The following is an 18522-nucleotide window of genomic DNA, read 5'->3' on the forward strand; positions in this document are numbered from 1 at the left end:
GCTCGGCCAGCCGGGCGTTCTCGATCGCCAGGCTACGCGCCAGCACGATCAGTTCCTCGCGCGACAGCTCATCCAGGCCGGACACCCGGTGATCACACCACGTCCACCCTCAATGATCAACATGACGGACGGTCACATTCGATCGGCCAGCATCACAGCCCGTGAATGGCCTGAATGCTTACCCCCATTCTTCTTGACCTTCGATGAAGGCCTTCTTGATGACCTTCCAGCCACTCTTGGGGCCCACCGATGGATCCTTGGGAACTCGCACCGTAACATGCGGGCCCTCATTCGTCGTGGGATGCCCGCGCGTCTCCCATTCGATCTTCACGGTCGTACCATCTGGCCGTTCGCCTTGCCACCACCCGGGCTTGATCTCTCTCAGGTTGTCAAGGTCACCACCGGCGGCTTCCATGGCTATTTCAAATGAGACCCAAGGACTCCGGGAGGTCGAGTGCGGTCGTCCTTCGCTCGGGCAGAGTCTCCTCCTCAGCGCAGGCCAGGAGCAGATCAGCCAAATGTCGGCGGTCTGCACTGGGCATCTCTTGCAGGAGAGCCGCTACCGGTTCCAGAAGGTCGGTAGCCACATCCGGGTCGATATCATCGTCGTCGGTCAGATCGATGGCGATGGCGATCTCCATGAAAGCCTTCACCAAGGTGCGTTCCACGTTACCCATCTTGCCTCACCTATACTGTAGCCACGGGATTTCCTTGCCGTCATCACCGGCTACGCGCGAATTGGCCAGATTCCCATGTGAGATGCGCGCTCAGTCGAGCAAGTTCAGTTTGGCTGCAGTCCAGCCGACAGAATGAGGGGAATTCCAGGCCGGCTTCCTACCCTGCTCTGCAAGGAAGCGGCCTTCGTTAAGAATTTCCTCTGCGAATGCGAGATTCCGTGCACGATCGAGAATAGACCGTGCCTGGCCTGGAAGGTCCTTCGAGACCGCATACTCCATGAGATCGGAGGCCGAATCAAGAATCATTTCGTCCCAGACGCTGTCCGCCAGCGATCCCGGCTCCGCCGTGGCTTGAAACCACGGCAGGGCGATCCTTCGGACATGATCGGCCAGCACGGACAGTCGGGCTGGGCGCTCATCGTACACAGTCAGGTTTACCTGATATTCTTCAAGCTGATCGCAAAAATCAATATAACTGCTTGCACAGACGAGATCATCCATGCCACCCGGGCGTTCTAGGGTGAAGTCGGGATGGCGGCGACGCCACAGCAGGAGATCCCTTTCTCTTACCTCGAGCGCCTCAATCCAGATCTGAATATCCTTGTCCGGTCTGTTTCTATAGGATGAACTCAGGGCGATCGACTCCTGCCTCCCGTCCGCCTTGCGCTCAAGACATTTCTTTGACTGGATCCAGGTGAACCCTTCTGGGAGCGCCGTGGCTGCGATCCAACTGGCGGCGGCCCGCATGACGTCTTTGGACTTATAAGCCCGAACAAGATCGCCGTCCGCGCTGCCGTATCCGAGTGCGTGCCGTCCACCGTCTTCACTCATGATTCCACTCTAGTGGCCGCTACCACAGGCCGGGCAAGTCCAGAGATCGATGTGCACATCCATCCTGATGGTCATTCCCTTTGTCAACCCGAAACGCTTCAGCTTATGGGTATCCAGGACGACTCCACTGCCATTCAGTTCCGGGTATCCCAGTTCCTGATTTGGACTGATGACCGAACCCCTTCCGGTCTTGGCGTCGACTGCGATCCAGTTTCCACTGCCATCCCTTGCAACAAAGTCAGCACGGAAGGGCTTTCCTTTGCTGTTCTTGAATTGAACCTCCTTCACAATGTGCCGGTACCCGTTATCGCGCAGCCACGTCCGGGTAGCACTCTCGCCCAGTTTTGAATGCGGGTTACCACTGACAGCACAGTTGTCGTTGTGGACGAGGATCGGCGTGGCGTCCGCCAGCACATGATAGGTGTGGAGGTTGGCGATGGTGAGGTTGTGGACGCGTTGGTGGTGGGCGGTGCGGTGTTCGGTGGCGGTGACCTGGACGTAGGTGCCGGCGCTGGTGCGGAGCCACATGCCGGGCATCAGGTCGGCAGCCTCGACCCAGGCGTTGATGTCGCCGACGACCCAGAAGGGGTGGTTGGCGGTGGTGATGACCACCCCGTTCTGTGCGGCCCGATAGAGCTGACTTGAGGCGCTTTGCTGCGGCTCGTCACCGGTCACACGGAGCCTGCGGGGAGCGTCGGAGTTGATCGTGATCTGGACGAGGTGCTTGTCGCCCTTGGTGGTGATGGTACCGAGCACGGACTGGGAACTGGTTTCACCAGTATCCGGATCGGTGGCCAAGACCTTGTCACCGACCTTGACGTCTTCGATGGGTTTGCGGCTCCCGTCGGCCATGACGACGAACGTTTCTGGGACGAAACTGCTACAGGATCCCAGGTTGGTCGGTCGGCCTGGCTGACCACCTGTCGTCCAGCGGCCGCCTCTGATGCCGGTGATGCCCCCGTCCTTACCGAAGCCGCCGTTCATCGGGAAGCTGCGCATTCCTGCTCCGAAGAACTCCAGCCCGGACATACGGTCACATCTGAATCCGCCGATTTTGCAGAGCAGTTTGGCGAAGTTGCCGAGTCTCCCCAGGTCCCCTGGGAAACAGGCACTGCCGTCAGTGGCACAGGTCGGCATGATTTGCGGGTCCAGCGGCCCCAGAGTGCCTGCGTACTTCATGTACACGTGCTGCATCATCTTCTGCAGGGCGGCTGTGTAGGCAATGGAATTGGGGGCGTGGACCGTAGTGTCGCCCCAGCGCGCATGGACTGGCCGATCCAGCGATGCCAGGAAACCTGCGGGCGGGTTGCCGCAGTCGTGACCGCAGCCGCCGGTCATCAGTGGCTTCTTGTGGCCGACAGGGACGTAACCTTTACCACAGATATCTGGTGGGCACAGGCCGTCGGGGTCGGCGTGCGTGACGGGGCTGTTGTTGGCGTAGGTATACCCGTTCATCTGCTGGGGGTCGGCCTGGTCCATGACCGGGTCGACGGAGACGAAGCGTCCGGTGTCGGGGTCGTATTCGCGGGCGCCGAGGTGGGTGAGGCCGGTGGGGTCTTGGGTGCCGCCGACGAAACCCTTGTCATTCGGCCATGTCGCGTCCTCGTCCATGCCGCGGATGGAGCCGAAGGGGGTGAAGCGGCGGACGGTGACCTGCTGGGTCGACGCATTGATGGCAATCTGGTCCGTGCCCTGATGATCACCGGTGAGGTGGGTGACAGTGCCGTCAGAAGTACGCATCGCGATTGTCTGGCCGGCGAAAGTGTAGTAGCGAATCCCGGTCGCAGTGGAGGCACCGTTGAAGGCGCGCAGTTCGGTACCGGGGAGGTACAGAGTCGAACCGGACGGGTCCCGGCGAATCAGGCGGTTGCCGTCAGCGTCGTAGATGAACGTAGCGTCATTGCCGTTTTCGGTGACCTTGGTCAGCTCGCCCGCAGCGCCCCACTCCAAAGTCTGGCCGACGGCCGGGCCGGAGCCGATGGCACGGGTGGTGACGTTGCCGGTGGCGTCGTAGGTGTAGGTGTCGGTGCGCTGACCGGCGGGCCCGCTCTGGGTGACCTGGTTGAGGCGGTTGCCCTGTCCGGGGGTGGCGTAGGTGTAGGTACGGACGGTGTCGGCGACAGCGCCGATTCCGTGCCGGGTTTCGCCGGTGCGATTGCCGGCCTTGTCGTAGGTAAAGGTCTGCCAGTAGGGCGCGGGACCACCGATCAGCGCATCAGTGGGTTCGGTGGCGCAGGCGTCGGTGGTCCCTTGCGTCCAAGCCTCGGTGAGGCGCTGCAGGTGGTCGTAGGTGAAGCACTGGTTGTCGATGCCGTCACGGGAGGTGTCGGTGATGGAGGTGATGGTGCCGTCGTCGGTGTAGTGGTAAGTGGCGTTGCGGTCGTTGCCGTTAATGCCCTCGCGGAGCGTTTTGGCGGTGTCGAGACGTTGGGTGCCGTACTGGTAGGTGAAGGTCTGCCAGGCGCGGGTCCCGCCTGTGCCGAGTTCCAGGATGGTGGGTTTACCGGTGGGGGTGTAGACGGTGTCGTTGACGTAGGTGGCTTTGTTGCTGGTCAGCCGGATGGGCCGCATCCAGGCGTCGTAGCTGTTGACGGTGCTTTCAACGGGCAGTCCGCCAGCCGCGGGCAGGCCGTTGCCCTGCACGGTGCCATCGAGGTTGTAGCTGGTGGTGAACAGGTAGGTTCCGGCGAGCGGGCCCTGTTGTGCGGGGATGGTGATATTGGTGGCCTCGACGCGCCCCAGGTCGTCGTAGCCGAGGACTCGCTTGGTGTAGGCGGCGCCGTCATGGTGGCGGGTGGCGGTGGCGAGTTTGCCCTTGCCGTCGGTGACGGTGTCGTAGGTGAACGAGGTCAGCAGCGGCCCGCCGGCGGCGCCGTCGTGGGTGGCGGTCTTGCGCCCGATGCCGTCGTAGGTGGTGAAGATCTGCTTGCCGCGGGCGTCGGTGGTGGAGACCATGCGGTCGAGGTCGTCGTAGGTGAAGGTGGTGGTGCCCTTGTCGGGGTCGGTGGTGCGGGTCTTGCGGCCTCGTAGGTCGTAGGTGGTGGTGAAGGTGTTGCCGGACGGGTCGGTGACCGAGGCGATCTCGCCGGCGGGGGTGTAGGTGTAGGTGGTGGCGTCGTAGGCGCCGGTGGGGGTGTCGGCGTGGTACTGGCGGCGTTCGATCACCTGCCCGCGGGCGTTGGTGATTTCGGCGGTGGGGGTGCCGCCGTCGGGTGGGGTGACCGAGACGCGGTTGCCGCCGCCGTAGGTGTAGGTGGTGCGCCACAGTTCCTGCTCGGGCTGCGACCCGTTGCCCTGGGTGAGCTTCTCGACAATCTTGCGGCCCAGCCCGTCATACTCGGCGCGGGTCTGGGTCTCGATGTTGCCGGGGGTGCCGACACCGAACAGGGTGGTTTCGGGGGCGCCGGTGGCGGTGTAGGGGGCATAAGTCTTGATGGGCTGGCCGCGGTCGTCGTAGAAGGTGTCGCTGATCAGCCGGCCGTCCGGACCGGGGGCTTGGGTCTGGCGGGACCGCAGCCACCCGTCCAGCAACTCGATCTTCGCCACCCGCTGCCCACCCGTGGCGGTCAGCGTTTTGGTGGTGACCGCGACGATCTGTCCCTCGGTCACCCGGTAGGCGAACTCGCGGTTGGGGTTCTGGCCATTGACCTTGGACCGGTTGGGCAGCCACACCTTCCGTAGCCGGCCCAGCCCGTCGTACACCAGATCGGTGTGGTTGCCGTTGGCGTCGGTGGTACGGGTCGGCTGCTCCCACGCCGGATCCAGTACCTGGGTGGTGGTCAGCGCCGTGGCCCCATCACCAGGCGTGGCCGGAGGGGTGGTGGTTTGTGTCTGGGTGGTCAGGCCCTGGGTGTCGGTGTAGGCAGTCGTGGTGGCCTGCCCCAGTACGTCCTTCGCCTGCGTGACCCGTCCGTACGAGTCGTAGGTGGTGGTGGCCTGTGTCACGTACTGCGGGGTGCCACCGTTGTACCCGGAGACCTTCTCGACCTTGGTGATGTTGCCCTTGGACGGACCGTCACCGAAGCCGCCATTGTCGTAGTACGTACGCGCGTCCGAGACGACTTGCGCAGGACGGTCGGGGGTGACGGTGCAGGCGGCCGAGACGGTCTCCACCCGGGATGGGAAAGACACCATCCATGCGCCGGTGTTGTCGGCGTAACTGGTCCGGGTGCATCTGTCGTCGGTGGCGGTGGCGAGGTCGCCCAGGTCACTGATGGACGTGACGCGGCCGACACCCGCGCCGGAGCCGGCGTAGTCGGTTTGGGTCTTGGTCTCGGTCCAGCCGCCGCCGTCCTTGGCCGTCCACGTGTGGGACGAGTCGGTGTGGACGGCGTTTGCGGTAGTGGTGCCCCATGAACGGGTGCGGGAGGCGGTTTGCACCCGCCACGGGGTGTTGACCGTCTTGACGTGGATACTCCCGCCCGGTTCGGTGTACTGGACGGTTTTGAGGGTGAAACCGGCGAACGCGTCGTGGTCGGTGTGGGTGCCGCCCTCACCGTCGGGGACGGTGACGCTCTTGGTGCCGCCGGACTCGTTCTGGCGGTCGCCGTGCATGCCGCGCAGGTAGTAGGTGTCGGCCTGGGTGGCCGGGTCGGCGGGGTCGCCGGTGACGGTGCGGACGTGGCCGTAGCCGCGCCACTGCGACCAAGTCTTGTTCTTCTCCTTGGTCAGCCCGTCATCGTCGTCGAAATGCCAGGCCGCATCCCCCAGGTATTGGTAGGTGGTGGCCATGTCGGGGGCCAGGCCGGTGCGGTCGGTCTGGATGACGGAGGTGACCACGTATTTGTGGAACCAGTCGGTGATCGGATCCTCGCGGCCCGGCGGCGTCCAGATCACCGGCATGCAGCGGGTGGTGTTGGTCTCCGGGGTCGGCAGATTCGCCAGGGTGCAGTCGGTGTTGGAGTAGGCGATGTCGATCTGCCCGCCGGACTCGTCGTAGATCGCGCCGAGCCGGTACCGGATGTAGGGCAGGATGTCGTCGCCGGTCTTGTCCAGCCGGTTCGGCAGCTGCACGTGGTTGAACGTCACCTTCGGCAACGTCACCGCCCCGCCGCCGTCGGTGGCGGCGTGCCCAGTGTGGACGATCTCCTCCAGCAGCAGATCCCGCTCGACATCGGCCAAACCCCACTCGTGATCCATCGACCACGAATCCACCGGCCGATAGGCCGAGCCGTCCGGCTGGAGGATCTGGGTGGTGACCTTGGTCAGCCGTTTACGGGACCAGAACGTGGGCGCGATGGTGCCGTGGGTGTCCTTGCATTCCTGGCCGGAGTTGCAGTTCAGGTCCCAGGGAACGTCCCACCATTTGTCGGGGTTGGCGCCGATCTTGGACGGAGCGCAGTCGAAGGACGCGTCCGGGATGCAGCGCTCGGAGGTGGTGAAGGTGACCTGCGCCGGCGGCTTGGCGAACAACGCGTCCGCGCGCAGCCCGTAGGAGATCGTCTTCAGATACCCGCCACGCACATACGGGGTCTCGTCCTCCGGCTTGAGGTTGCGGCCGTAGTGGTTGGTCTCCTGGCCGTAGGTGTAGTTGATGGCGTTGCCATTGGGGTCGACGACGTAGTCCAGGTTCCAGCGGTAGGCCTGCTGGCACCACGAGCTCGCGAACGACGAGGCGTGGCAGGGTTCACCGGAGTCGTCGCCGAACACCGGGGCCGTCCAGGCCGAGTTGGTCTCCGGTTTGCCCGACGTCCAGCCGGGGAGGCGGTTGAGGCCGAAGAAGTACTGGGTGCCGTCGGTGGTGGTGACCTTCCAGTACTCGCCGTTGTCGTCACCGTTGTGGTTCGACGAACTGGTGAGCTTCTCGTACTTGGTGCCGTCGTCGCCCTTGGCCCGCCACGTCCCGTCGGACGCCTTGATCAGCTCTCCGCCCTTGCCGTTCCAGGTGACCGTGGCGTTGTCGTACCCCCAGCACTGGTCACCCGGCGAGTTGCCCCACTCGTCCTTGGGGGCGCCGTCGTCCTCACATGACTTGTAGCGCCGCTCGATGTAGCCGGGCCACAGATCAAAACCTTCACCGACCCAGGACGGCTGCCCATTGGTGTTGGCCGTCCGGCCGTCCACACTGGCAGACGAATAGGACAACTCGACCTTCGGGGCCAGTTCGCCGGGGACGGGTGGGACCCGCATCGGGTACGACCAGGTGAAGTCACCGGAGTTGCCGCCGGCCTTCCACGTCGCCGACGCCTTCAACGAGGTGGCCTTGTAGTCGCCCTGCGAACTATCGGAGGCGGCGGTGGCGACCAGCAGCGTCGCGTTCTGCCCCGCTGCGGCCACCGCAGGCGAACCAGACGCCGCCGCGGGGGCGGCCTGGATCTCGGCGGTCAACGTCTTGGCCGCCGCATCATTGCTGACCGTCACTGGCTCACCGGTCCGGCATTCCGGCTTGGCCGGTGTGGTCAGCGCGCAGGGCGGCAACTGCGTCAGCCGCAGCCGCGCACCATAAGCACCACCGAACGCCTGCGCAAACTTGGCATAGTCCAGCCGTACCTTCACCCGGCCCGGCGCCGCGGTGTCGGTGCGGGCCACGGTGAACGCCAGCCCGTCCACTCCGGCCGCGCGGCTGGCCCGCTGGTCCAGCACCTGGACACGGACCCGGCCCGCCGCCGGCACTGCTCGGGCCGAACGCGGCTGTTTGCCGGGCGGCAACACCCGTACTGGCAGTCCGCCCGCACGCACCGCCTTCTTGCCGGACGGCACCTGCACCTCAGCGGTCCCCGCATCCGGCCAATCCGCCTTCGCCGCAGGGCCCTGCTCGGCGGCCGGGTCGGCCTTGCGCGGCCGGACCTTCAAATCACGCCCCGCAACCGGGTCCTCGTGGTCGGCGACCTGCGGGCGCGTGGAGTTGGGCGGATCGGCCAACGCCGCCGGAGCCGACAGCAACCCGGCCGGCATCACGAGTGCGGTCGCGGCCGCGGCCACCGTCACCGCGCGGCCCGATCCCAGCACCAGCCTCTTGCGGCCTGCGTTCACAACATCCTCCATCGCCACCACCCCAGCGGGGAGCCGGGGTGCATCACGAGATCAGCAGAAGAGAAGGGACACGGGGTCGAACCGGATAGAAGGGGGTCAGGGGCCGTCGGCGGTGGGCAACTCCACCCCGCCGGCCAGCATCTGGATCTGTTCGGTGGTCAACGCGCCCTGATAGGCCCAGATGTCATCGACGGCGTCGGTCCAGAATTCGGTGCCGCCAGGTGCGCCGAGCTTGGTGCGGCCCACCTGCAGACCGCCGTTCCCGGCCGCCTTGAACCCCAGCACCTGGTCCTCCTGCGACACCCCGCTGGAGGTCTCCTCCAGTTGCCCGTTGACGTACAGGCTGACCCGGTCGCGCAACGCGTCGTACACCACCGCCAGATGCGACCACTCCTGCGGCGAGAACCCCGAATGCGCCGCCGTCAACGGCGCCGCCGACCCGTCATCGGCATTACGCATCGTCACCTGCCAGCCACCCTGCAACTCAGAATCAGCGCCCGGCACATACCGCAACACCAACGCATCAGTGTTCACACCCGGCTGGGACCACACCGTCGCCGGCTGCAACGGCCGGCCGCTGTTACGCACCCACCCGGTCAGGGTGAAGCTCTCATCGGTGTCCACCACCGGCTGCGCGGTCTCGGCGAACGCCGACTGCGCGGGGTCGAGTTTCAGACCCGCCGGCGACGCCCACTCCCGGAAACCCGCCGCCGGGTCGATGGCCGCACCGTTGTGCAGCACCAGTGGTGAGGCACCCGCGGGCTCACCCGAACCGTCCTGGTTCAAGATCCACCGCGCCTTCAGCGCCGGATGCTGGGTGACCATCTCCTCGACCTCGCGGTCACCCACGATCCGGTCGTACACGCGGACGTCGTCGATCAGGCCGGCCCAGTGGTCGACCGGGTTGCCTCCCCACTGGGAGCGTCCGATCTCCAGGCCGCCGGTGGCCAGCCAGCGCGAGTCCACCACCGGGCTGTCGGTGCCTCGCTCACCGTTGACGTAGATCCGCAACCGCTGGGCCACCGCGTCCCACACCCCGACCACATGCGTCCACTCATCGGTCTGCGCCGGATCCTTCGATGTGGCCTGATACCAGCCCGGATCGTCGCTGTCCTGCGCGGTTCGCGCGAAAACCCACCTGCCCGTGGCCTCCACATACTTGAGGTAGAAGCCGCTCTTGCTGTCGCCGCGCGCCGACACCGCCGTGAAGTTCTGGGTGGGTGAGGTGGCCGGCCCGTCGGCCTTCAGCCACGCCGACACGGCGAAGCTGCGCAGAGTGTTGACCACCGGGCGGTCGGTGGCGGCGTACTGCTGGGCGGTGTTGTCCAGTTGCAGCGCACCGTCCACCTGCCCCTCGGCGCCCAGGACGGCCCCATTGTGCACAGTGGCCGTGAACGGCGCGACCGGGCTGTACACCCGGGACTTGCCCGCCGCCTCATCCATGTTCCAATGCGCCACCAGGCCCGTTCCCGACGGAACGGTTCCACCCGCCAGCTGCTGGGCCTGCGCGTCCGACAACGGCTGGGTGAACACCCGCACATCGTCGATCGACCCCGGCCAGTGGTTCACGAACCAGCCGTTGTAGAGACTCCGGCCGATCTGCAGCGCACCGTGGGCTTCCAGGGGCGTGACTCCACTGGCGGTCGCTTGCAGTTGCCCGTTCACGTACAGCCGCATCTGACCTGCGGCCTTGTCGTACACACCGGTCAGATGACTCCACTGGCCGAGCGGAAGCGGCGCATCATCCACAGCCCACTGCCAAGTACCTCCGCCATTGTTGTCGTCAACGGTTGGCCACTCGAAAATCGCTGCTCCATTAGCGTGCATCCCCAAGACGAAACCACTTTGGGACGTCCCTGATTGGGCCAGCAGTTCCCCCTGCCGGTGCTGAGTCGGTTTGGCCCAGGCCGACACCGTGAAACTCCCGGTGGTGTCGACGATCGGCAGCGTGCTCTCGGCGTACCCATCGACGCCGTCCAACGTCAACGCCGTGCCGTTCTTACCGGCATCACCCAACGTCGCCGACCCGCGTACCGACGCCGACCGCCCCGGACCCGTGGACGTCACCGCCGTCGAACCGGCACCCTCGTCCAACTTGAATTTGGCGACCGGATCCGCGCCGGCATTGGCGCGGAACTCATACGACACCGCCGGGCCATTCTGGTCAGACGGCGCGAACGCCTGCACTGTCAGCACATTGGGGCCCGAGCGGGTCGGCGGGATCTGTACCTGCCGGGCCGCGCCGGCGGTGGTGGCCACCGTGGTCACCGGCTCGCCGTTCATCGCGATCTCGTACCGGTCGGCCACCCCCTCGGAGTCGGAGATGGTGAACGTCCCGGGCTCGCCCACCCCGCCGTGCCATGCGCCGTCCTGGGGGTAGTCGGCCGAGGTGATGGCCGGCTCTCCCGGTACCGCGGGGTCGTAGTAGAAGTAGCAGCCGGTCTGCGCGCCGTCGTAGCTCCACGGGCCCCATTGCTCACCGTCCCAGGCCCGCACACCCCACCCGATCAACGTCCCCTCCGGGATCGTCGAGGGGAGCGGCTGCTGGAACTGGCTGCCCGAGGTCTTGGCCGGAGTCAGCGCCGAGGTCCACTTCGCACCCCAGTCCGACCCGTCGGCGTTGTCGGCCCAGTACAACGTGAACTGGCCGCGCACCTTGTTGCGGTCCTCGGTGTCGGGATCCCACAGGTAGGAGTACACCGTGGGAATGTCGTTGACCGTCTTGGCCTGACTCGCGGTCACGCACTTGGTGCCGGGGTTGGCGTACATCGAGTCGGTGTTGGGCTGATACGGCGGGTTGTTGTACTGCACCTTCAGGTACGCGTCATCGGCGAACCGCTTCCACCAGTCCATCGTCGACTCGCTGTAGGCCTTCAACCCGAACGTGATCGACCCGTGCCCCTTGTTGACCGCGTCCTGCACATGCGCGCGCAGCTTCGACCCGCCGAACTCCACCGGCGTCTTGGAGCAGTACGCCACATCACGCGAGGTCAGATGCTCATCCCACACCGAGGAACTGTTGGTGTTGTTCCACGTCGCATACGACCGCAGCGTGTTCGTCCGCCACAACTGCACCGACGTCGGATTGGAGCAGTTGTAGGCGTAGGTCTCGAACGCGGTGAACTCCACACTCTGGATATAGCGGCCCTTCACCGCCGGCAACGGCATCCGGAAGAACAACCGCTTGGTCTGGTTCTTCACACAGTTGGGGTCCTTGGCCACCTCACAGCGGCCCATCCCCTCGGTCGACTTACCATCGAACTTGTAATACGACTCATCCGGCCACCCCGACGACACCATCCCCCAGCTCGACGCCTTGTTCGTCGTCCACACCGGATCGATGTACACCGGGAACCGGGTCCCGGGATCCGACAGCAACCCCTCGTCCGGAGTCAGGATGATCTTCCCGCCGCCGACCGCCACATCGATCGACGCGGTCCTGGCACCGTCCACCGGTCCTTCCGCCGGATCCTCGGCCGGGCCGGCGGGCGCGGCGGCACGGGACTGCTTGTCCGGCGCCGGCTCAGCACGGGAGGAATCCCACATCTTCGGCGACGGCGCCTCGAACACCACCCGTCCCGACCCCCGATCAGCGGCTTTCAACACCCCGCTGCCCGCCTCTTCGGCCACCGCCAGGCAGGTGGTCGACAACCCCAGCGCCAGCCTGGCCACCCGCGGGTTCCTGGCGGCCTGCGCGGTCTTGACCACCAGCACATGCGCGAACCCGTCCGCCCGCGCCCGCAACCGCAAATCCACATCCGGGCCCGCCACACCCCGGTAGACGGCGGTGTCGCCGTCCAGCACCGGCTCAGGCAACGACCCCGGCCACGACAACGCCAACCGGCGCCCGGCCCGGGTCATCCGCACCATCGGGCCGTCCCCGCCACCGGAGAACTCCAGCCCCACCGTCGAGGCGCCCGGCACCACCGCCCCACCCGCCGAGCGCCGCAACGTGGTGTCGATGTCCACCCACTTACCGTTCCGGCGTGCACGCACCGGCTGCACACGCTCCTCGACCTCGATACGGCCGTTCGGCAACGCCCGCACCGTCCGGGTCTCCCCCCGCCGGGAAGTGATCTCCACCGGCTCACCCGACCGCTTAGCCTGCGCCACCGCCTGCTGCTCAGTCGCCGCCGCCGTCTTGGGTTCATCGGCCAGCGCCGTCACCGGCGCGACCGCTGCCGGGACCTGCAACAGACCGGCGGCCAGCACCAACGACACAACCCGCGCCGACCACACCGGACGCCGCCACACCAACGACCGCACAGCACCCGCACAACGCGACACGGCACCAAAACCCATGAAAACCCCAACGCGGAAGGGTCACCAAAACGGCCATAACGTAACTCGGCGTCCAGAAACGGGAAAGAGCCAATATCGAACTTCTGAATGTGATCTAGATCACTGCACTTCCCGGGATGGTCACGTGATAACGTGAACGGCTTTTCGCCGCCTTCTCCCGAAAAGCGCGACGATCAGTGACGACGCATACCCGAAACGAGATCAGACGACTGACCAGATGTGGCCTCAGAACTTCTGAAACGCCGACGCTAGGAGCACATCTGCCCCCGCGGACAGATAAGACGGGCTTGACGCGACACATGAAGCCGACATATGACCTCGGCTCTCCGCTGTCACGAAGAGGACGGAGGGTCCGCCTTGTGCCTGCCGTTCGGCTTCAGCGGGGGAACGATCCGGACGGGGCGCGTCCCCGCGCCTCGCGGCAACGCATGGCGGGCGCGGGACGGCTGGGGGAAGCGCGGGGCGGGGACGTCCGGCGGGGCGGGCTCGGGCGCCGCGGCTTCCGGCCCGTCCTGATGGGCAGCGTCGCTCGCCTCGTCCAGAACCTCCCTGTCCCGGCGTTCCTGTTCGCGCAAGTACTCCTCGAACTCCATCGAGTGCGCGGTCGGCAGGGTGATGATGCCGGGGTTGGCGTCGACGAGCAGTGTGCGGCGGCCGGTGGTGCCGGAATGGGTGAAGACCATGGCGGTCGGCGGCAGCTCCTGAAGCTGCGGCGGCTCGACCAGCAGTTCGCGGAACCGCTGTTTGGCCGGGGTGTCGCGGGCGCGGTGGCGGCCTTCGACGGTGCGGCCCCACGCGGTCGCGGAGCTGATGCCCTCCACGAGGGCGGAGTCGTCGGCGGCGGGTGCGGGCAGCGGCGACCAGACCGGGTCGGTGAGGCCGTCGCCGCGTGGGCGCGCGAACGCGACCGTGCTGGCGTAGGTCTCCCCCGCGACGTCGAACAGCGTCTCGCCTGCGGAGTCGGTGATCTCGGCGACGAGGAGGGGCTGGCCGGCGCCGATGTGCTCGGCGGCGACGCGGGCGTCCTCGGGGTTGCCGAGCCGCATGAACCCGACGGCGGCGTGGCCGCGGCGCCCGAGCCTCTCGCGGACGTGGCCGGGGATCGACCGGTACATCAGGACGAGCCCGGTCCCGGTGGCCTCGCAGGCGTCGATGAGGCGGTCCAGGACGTCCCCGCGGAGCTTCTCCGAACCGCACAGGAAGAGGGTGTGGTCCCAGCGGCCGCCGGGCGGGGCCTCCCTGATCCGGTGGGTCAGCGCGGTCGTGACGTAGGTGCCGAGGATGCGGTTGGTGAGGACGCCGGCGCGCCGGTCCATCGACACCACGTGCAGCCGGGACGGCGGTAGCCGCACCGGCTCGGTGGCGAGTTTCTCCAGTTTGCGGAGCTGGGCTTCGAGGGCCCAGGCGCGCCGGACGACGATCCGGTCGGTGGCGTCCCGGCCGAACAGCGTCGCGATCCGCTCGACCTGCTCGTCGGTGAGGAGGCCCTTGCGGAGGTCGTCGCGGGGGTCGCCGACCTGGGCGAGGACGCGCAGCGCCGCGGTGATCCGCGGGATCGTCGCGTCCGGGCCGAGGACCTCGATGAGCCGTTCCAGGATCGAGTTGTCGAACGACAGGTCGCGGGTTCCGCCCTCCTCCTCGCCCGCGCCGACGACCAGGGACAGCACGTCGGCGAGCGCCTCGGGGTTCAGGCCGCGGGTGACGTCGAGGCGCGGCAGGTCGGCGGGCAGCACCCAGACGAGCGGGTCGTCGCCGCGGTCGGCGGCGAGCCGCAGCAGGTCGTGCGCGATCGCGCCCTCGGACAGGTCGATGACGGTGAGGCGCGCGCCCACGGCGAGCCGCGCCGCGCCCATGGTGGTGACTGCCGCGGACCATCCGGCGAGCGTCCCGCCGACGACGTCCACCCGGTCGACGCCGGGCGGGACGGCGACCGGATACCACTCGCGCTGGCCCTCGTACGCCGACTGGCGGCGCTCCCACTCGGACCTCGCCTCGGCGTAAGCCCTCTCCGCCGCGTCACGCTCCCGGTCGCTCTCGGCGCGCCTGCGCTCCTCCGCGTCGCGCTCGTGCGCGAGCCTCTCGCGGACGCCGCGCTCGTCGCGCCACAGCGTCCCGCCGGTGATGCCGATGATGAGCGCGCAGGCCAGCATCGCCACCCCGGCGAACGGCCAGGGAACCACGCCGACGACACCGCAGAGCAGGAACAGCACGATGCCGCAGAGCGCGCCGCCGAAGACGATCCGCAGGGGCAGGGCCGCCATGTGCTCGCCCGGTTGCCGCGCCGGCTGCGGGGCCGGGGCGCGGTCGGGCTGTGCGGGCCTGTCCGGTGGCGGCCCCGGGTCGGGGTGCACCTGCGCGTAGCGCCAGCCCACATAGACGCGGTCGGCCTGTGTGAGCCGCGCCATCGCGGACTCGCGCGCCATGTCCGTCACGTCGAGAGACCCCTGGGAGTTGCGGGAATGATTGGAACGCCTGGGGGTTGCCGGGTTGGTCTCCTACACCACACAGAGTAAAGAGCTTGCCGCGTTCGTGCGCCACGTTCAACGGAACAGGACCACAGATGACCGACTGACCCCGCCAATTCGGTCACCAAGTCCACCTGCGGTAAAGATCGGACACCCCCCTTTCCGGCCCCTGACCGCATCCGGCCACTCCTGTACGGCGCGTCCCGGCTCCGGTTGGGTCTCACCCGCCGCCCGGTCAGAACGGTAATGTCCGATGCCGGGGGGGACGTCCACCAAAGGTGAGGAGCCTGTGTGTCGTTGACCGGCCGGCCGGCGAGACGCGGGCGGCCGTCTCGGGGACGCGGGCGGATCGCGCGCGCCGCCGGCCCACCACTCGCCGCCGTCCTCGCGCTCACCGGCTGCATGGCGGCCGAGGACGGCACCTGGAGCGGCGGTGGCGCGGCGGCGGGACACCCGGGCGGCCCCGCCCGTTCCCCCGCCTTCGCGCCCTTCGGCGAACGGCGGGTGGACGATCGCCAGGCCATGTACCCGAGGCTCGTCCGGCTGCGGGACGGCCGGATCATCCTCGGGGTCGCGACGTCCACGGGCGACGGCGTCACCGACATGGCGCGGTTCTACGAGAGCACTGACGGGGGCCGCACGTTCCGGACGCTGTCGGAGATCCTCGACCCGGCCGCCGCCGGGGAACGCGGCGGCTGCTGCGGCAGCCTGCTCGAACTCCCCCGGAGGCTCGGTGCCCAGCCCGCCGGGACGCTGCTGTGGGCGGGAACCGTCGGCATGAAGAACCACGCGCCCGGGCGCCGCCCCGAGCTGCGCGTATGGAGCAGCGCCGACGGCGGACGGCACTGGAACTACCTGTCGAGCTGCGCGACCGCCGACGAGGGGACACCCTGGAACCGGGGCCTGTGGGAACCTGAACTGGCCGTCGACGCGCGAGGCCGCCTGGTCTGCTACTACGCCGACGAGACGCACCACGGCCACGACCAGGTCATCGCCGAGGTGGTCTCCACCGACGGCGGCGTCACCTGGGGATCGAGAACGGTGATCGTGGCTCCCGGCGGGCACGACCGGCCGGGCATGCCCGTGGTGCGGCGCCTGCCGGACGGCACCTACTTCATGGCATACGAGGTGTGCGGCCCGTCCGCGTCCTGCAAGGTGCACTACCGCCGCTCACCCGACGGCTGGACGTGGGGCGACGCCGCCGGACGCGGCACTGCCGCCCGCACCGCGGACGGCCTGAGCCTTTACCACGCGCCGACGGTCACCTGGATTCCCGGCGGCGGCCCGCACGGGACGATCCTGCTCATCGGCGGGCTCGTCCGGGACGCCGAGGGCGGGCTCTCACACGAGGCCAGCGGCGCCACCATCTTCGCCAACACCGCGAACGGCGACGGCGTGTGGCACACGGAACCCGCGCCGGTCCATGTTCCGTTCCCAGCCCACCCGGAGCATTCGGACGTCGTCTGCGCCAACTACAGTTCGTCGCTGCTCCCGATGGACGGCGGACGGGGGCTGCTGGAGGTGGCGACCAAACGCGGCGAGGACGGGACGTGCCGGGCCTACGTGGGCGCATCGTTCCGTGCTCAGGCTCCGGCTCCCGCCGCGCCCAAGACCGGCGCGTAGGCCACGCAAGACGGGGCCGCCGGGCGATTCGCGCGGCCGGGATGCCGATACGGCCGGGAGAGCTCACGTGGCCGGGACGTTCACAGGTCGCGGCATTCGGCGCCGGAGCAGGTGCGGTATGAGGTCACCAGCGACTTCAGCTCGGCCTTCCGCGCCTCGGGCGCCTGCCCCCACATGTTCCCCAGCTCCCAGGGGTCCCGCGCGAGATCGTAATACTCGCGGTCGCCGTTCTCATACTCGACGTACAGCTCGTTCGCCGTACGGACGGCCTGGTAGGTCGGCGGATTGCCCCCGTACTTCTTCGGCAGGTCCGGGTCGTCGTCGCTGTAGTTGGGGCCGAGATGCTCGATGAACGCGGTCGTCCGCCAGCTGGAAACCTGCCGTCCGTGCAGCAGCGGCACCAGGGACCGCCCGTCCACCGGCTCCGGCGGCTTGAGCCCCGCGAGTTCCTCGAACGTCGGGCAGATGTCGGTGTTCTGCGCGAACCTCTTCTCGGTCTTCCCGGCCGGGACGCCGGGGCCCGCGACGATCAGCGGTACCCGGATGTCGGTGTCGTAGGCGGTCAGCTTTCCCTCAACGAGCCGGTGCTGTCCCAGGTGGTAGCCGTTGTCGGAGTTGAAGACGAAGTAGGTGTCGCCCCCCTCTCCCTTGGCGTTGACGGCTGCCTCCAGCGCGCCGACCATCCGGTCGATCGACTGGACGGCCCTGACCCGCTTGCGGAACGCCTCGTCGATGGCGCGGATCTTCTGTGGCCGCAGCCTGGGATATTTGCGCAGCCAACCCGGCTTGTCGGAGATATCCGGCTCATTGAATCCGGGTGTGCGGGGCGCCTTGACCGTGGGGAACTTGCGGGCGTCCTCCGGCGCGGGCGTCGCCGGGGCGTGCGGCGTGAAGGTCGACATCTGCAGCATGAACGGCTGCTCGGCGTCGGCGGACCGGTTGATGAAGTCGACGCCCTTGGCGCTGATCACGTTGGTGAGATAGTCCTTCGGCGACCGCCCATGGTGGGTGAGCGTGCCGTTGCTGTTCAGGTAGTAGTTGTAGTTCGCGTACCCCAGCCCGGTGACCTGCCATTCCGTCCAGCCTGGCGGCACGTAGGTCCGAGAGGAGCCCTGCTGCTTCGTGGTCTCGTAGCCGTTGAGGTACTTGCCCATGAGCGCCGTGCGGTAGCCGGCCTTCTGCATCGCCACGGCGAACGTGTTCTGCTCGTTGCCCCGGTCACGGAAGACCTTGAATCCGCCCTTGGGCGGGTCGTTGCTGCGAACCCCCGTGTTGTGCGGGTACTTGCCGGTCAGGATCGTGGCCCGGGACGGACAGCAAAGCGTGTCGGCGACGAAATAGTTGGAGAACGTCATCCCGCGTTTCTGGAGCCGCTTGACGTTCGGCATGTAGTCGACCAGATCCCACGACAGGTCGTCGGTGAGGATGTAGACGATGTTGGGCCGGTCAGCCTGCTTCCCGCCGGTGGGCGACACCTGTCCGCCCTTGCCGTCATTGGCGTCGCCGGGGCTCCCGCCGGGCGCGCATCCGGCGAGCACCAGCGCACCCGCCAGCAGTACCGCCGGCGGCGATGCGGCCCGCCATCGTCGTCGCGGCTTGGCGCCGAGCATCACAGTCCCTTCAGGCCGGCGGCATGTCGATCAGCGGTACGT

At 67.5% G+C, this 18522-nt stretch carries 8 protein-coding genes; 2 read left to right on the top strand and 6 right to left on the bottom strand.

All coding sequences use genetic code 11. From position 1 onward, the window contains the following. On the top strand, positions 1–430 hold a 430-nt coding region (locus ACGFK0_RS21075), incomplete at its 5' end, for a hypothetical protein (protein ID WP_392906966.1). On the opposite strand, the gene ACGFK0_RS21080 is transcribed toward ACGFK0_RS21075, so the two are convergent. From ACGFK0_RS21080 to ACGFK0_RS21100, 5 genes are all read right to left on the bottom strand, one after another. Further along, positions 423–677: a hypothetical protein gene (locus tag ACGFK0_RS21080; RefSeq protein WP_392906967.1), complete on the bottom strand. Its 255-nt coding sequence runs from the start codon at positions 675–677 to the stop codon at positions 423–425. The two genes, ACGFK0_RS21075 and ACGFK0_RS21080, sit on opposite strands and share 8 nt — an antisense overlap. A 90-nt stretch (positions 678–767) precedes the next feature. Further along, positions 768–1508, bottom strand: a complete 741-nt coding sequence (locus ACGFK0_RS21085; RefSeq protein ID WP_392906968.1) for a hypothetical protein — start codon at positions 1506–1508, stop codon at positions 768–770. A 9-nt stretch (positions 1509–1517) separates the two neighbouring features. Further along, complete coding sequence (locus ACGFK0_RS21090; RefSeq protein WP_392906969.1) at positions 1518–8492, bottom strand: RHS repeat-associated core domain-containing protein; 6975 nt, start codon at positions 8490–8492, stop codon at positions 1518–1520. Positions 8493–8576: 84 nt separating this feature from the next. After that, entirely contained in the window at positions 8577–12692 is a 4116-nt protein-coding gene (locus tag ACGFK0_RS21095; protein WP_392907595.1) for a LamG-like jellyroll fold domain-containing protein, read from the bottom strand. A gap of 422 nt (positions 12693–13114) precedes the next feature. Beyond that, positions 13115–15205, bottom strand: coding sequence for a hypothetical protein (locus ACGFK0_RS21100; RefSeq protein ID WP_392907597.1), 2091 nt, complete (start codon positions 15203–15205; stop codon positions 13115–13117). 333 nt (positions 15206–15538) lie between these two features. Between ACGFK0_RS21100 and ACGFK0_RS21105 the strand changes: the two genes are divergently transcribed. Next, complete coding sequence (locus ACGFK0_RS21105; RefSeq protein WP_392906970.1) at positions 15539–16870, top strand: sialidase family protein; 1332 nt, start codon at positions 15539–15541, stop codon at positions 16868–16870. An 80-nt stretch (positions 16871–16950) separates the two neighbouring features. On the opposite strand, the gene ACGFK0_RS21110 is transcribed toward ACGFK0_RS21105, so the two are convergent. Beyond that, a complete protein-coding gene (locus ACGFK0_RS21110; protein WP_392906971.1) occupies positions 16951–18480 on the bottom strand; it encodes a sulfatase in 1530 nt (509 codons plus the stop codon). Positions 18481–18522 lie beyond the last annotated feature (42 nt).

The sequence above is a fragment of the Spirillospora sp. NPDC048823 genome, assembly GCF_043198445.1.
Lineage (GTDB): Bacteria > Actinomycetota > Actinomycetes > Streptosporangiales > Streptosporangiaceae > Spirillospora.

Excerpts from the sequence above, each read along its gene's own strand:
- ACGFK0_RS21080 (WP_392906967.1), bottom strand. The coding sequence starts at position 677 with ATGGGTAACGTGGAACGCACCTTGGTGAAGGCTTTCATGGAGATCGCC.
- ACGFK0_RS21085 (WP_392906968.1), bottom strand. The coding sequence starts at position 1,508 with ATGAGTGAAGACGGTGGACGGCACGCACTCGGATACGGCAGCGCGGAC.
- ACGFK0_RS21090 (WP_392906969.1), bottom strand. The coding sequence starts at position 8,492 with ATGGAGGATGTTGTGAACGCAGGCCGCAAGAGGCTGGTGCTGGGATCG.
- ACGFK0_RS21100 (WP_392907597.1), bottom strand. The coding sequence starts at position 15,205 with ATGGCGCGCGAGTCCGCGATGGCGCGGCTCACACAGGCCGACCGCGTC.
- ACGFK0_RS21110 (WP_392906971.1), bottom strand. The coding sequence starts at position 18,480 with ATGCTCGGCGCCAAGCCGCGACGACGATGGCGGGCCGCATCGCCGCCG.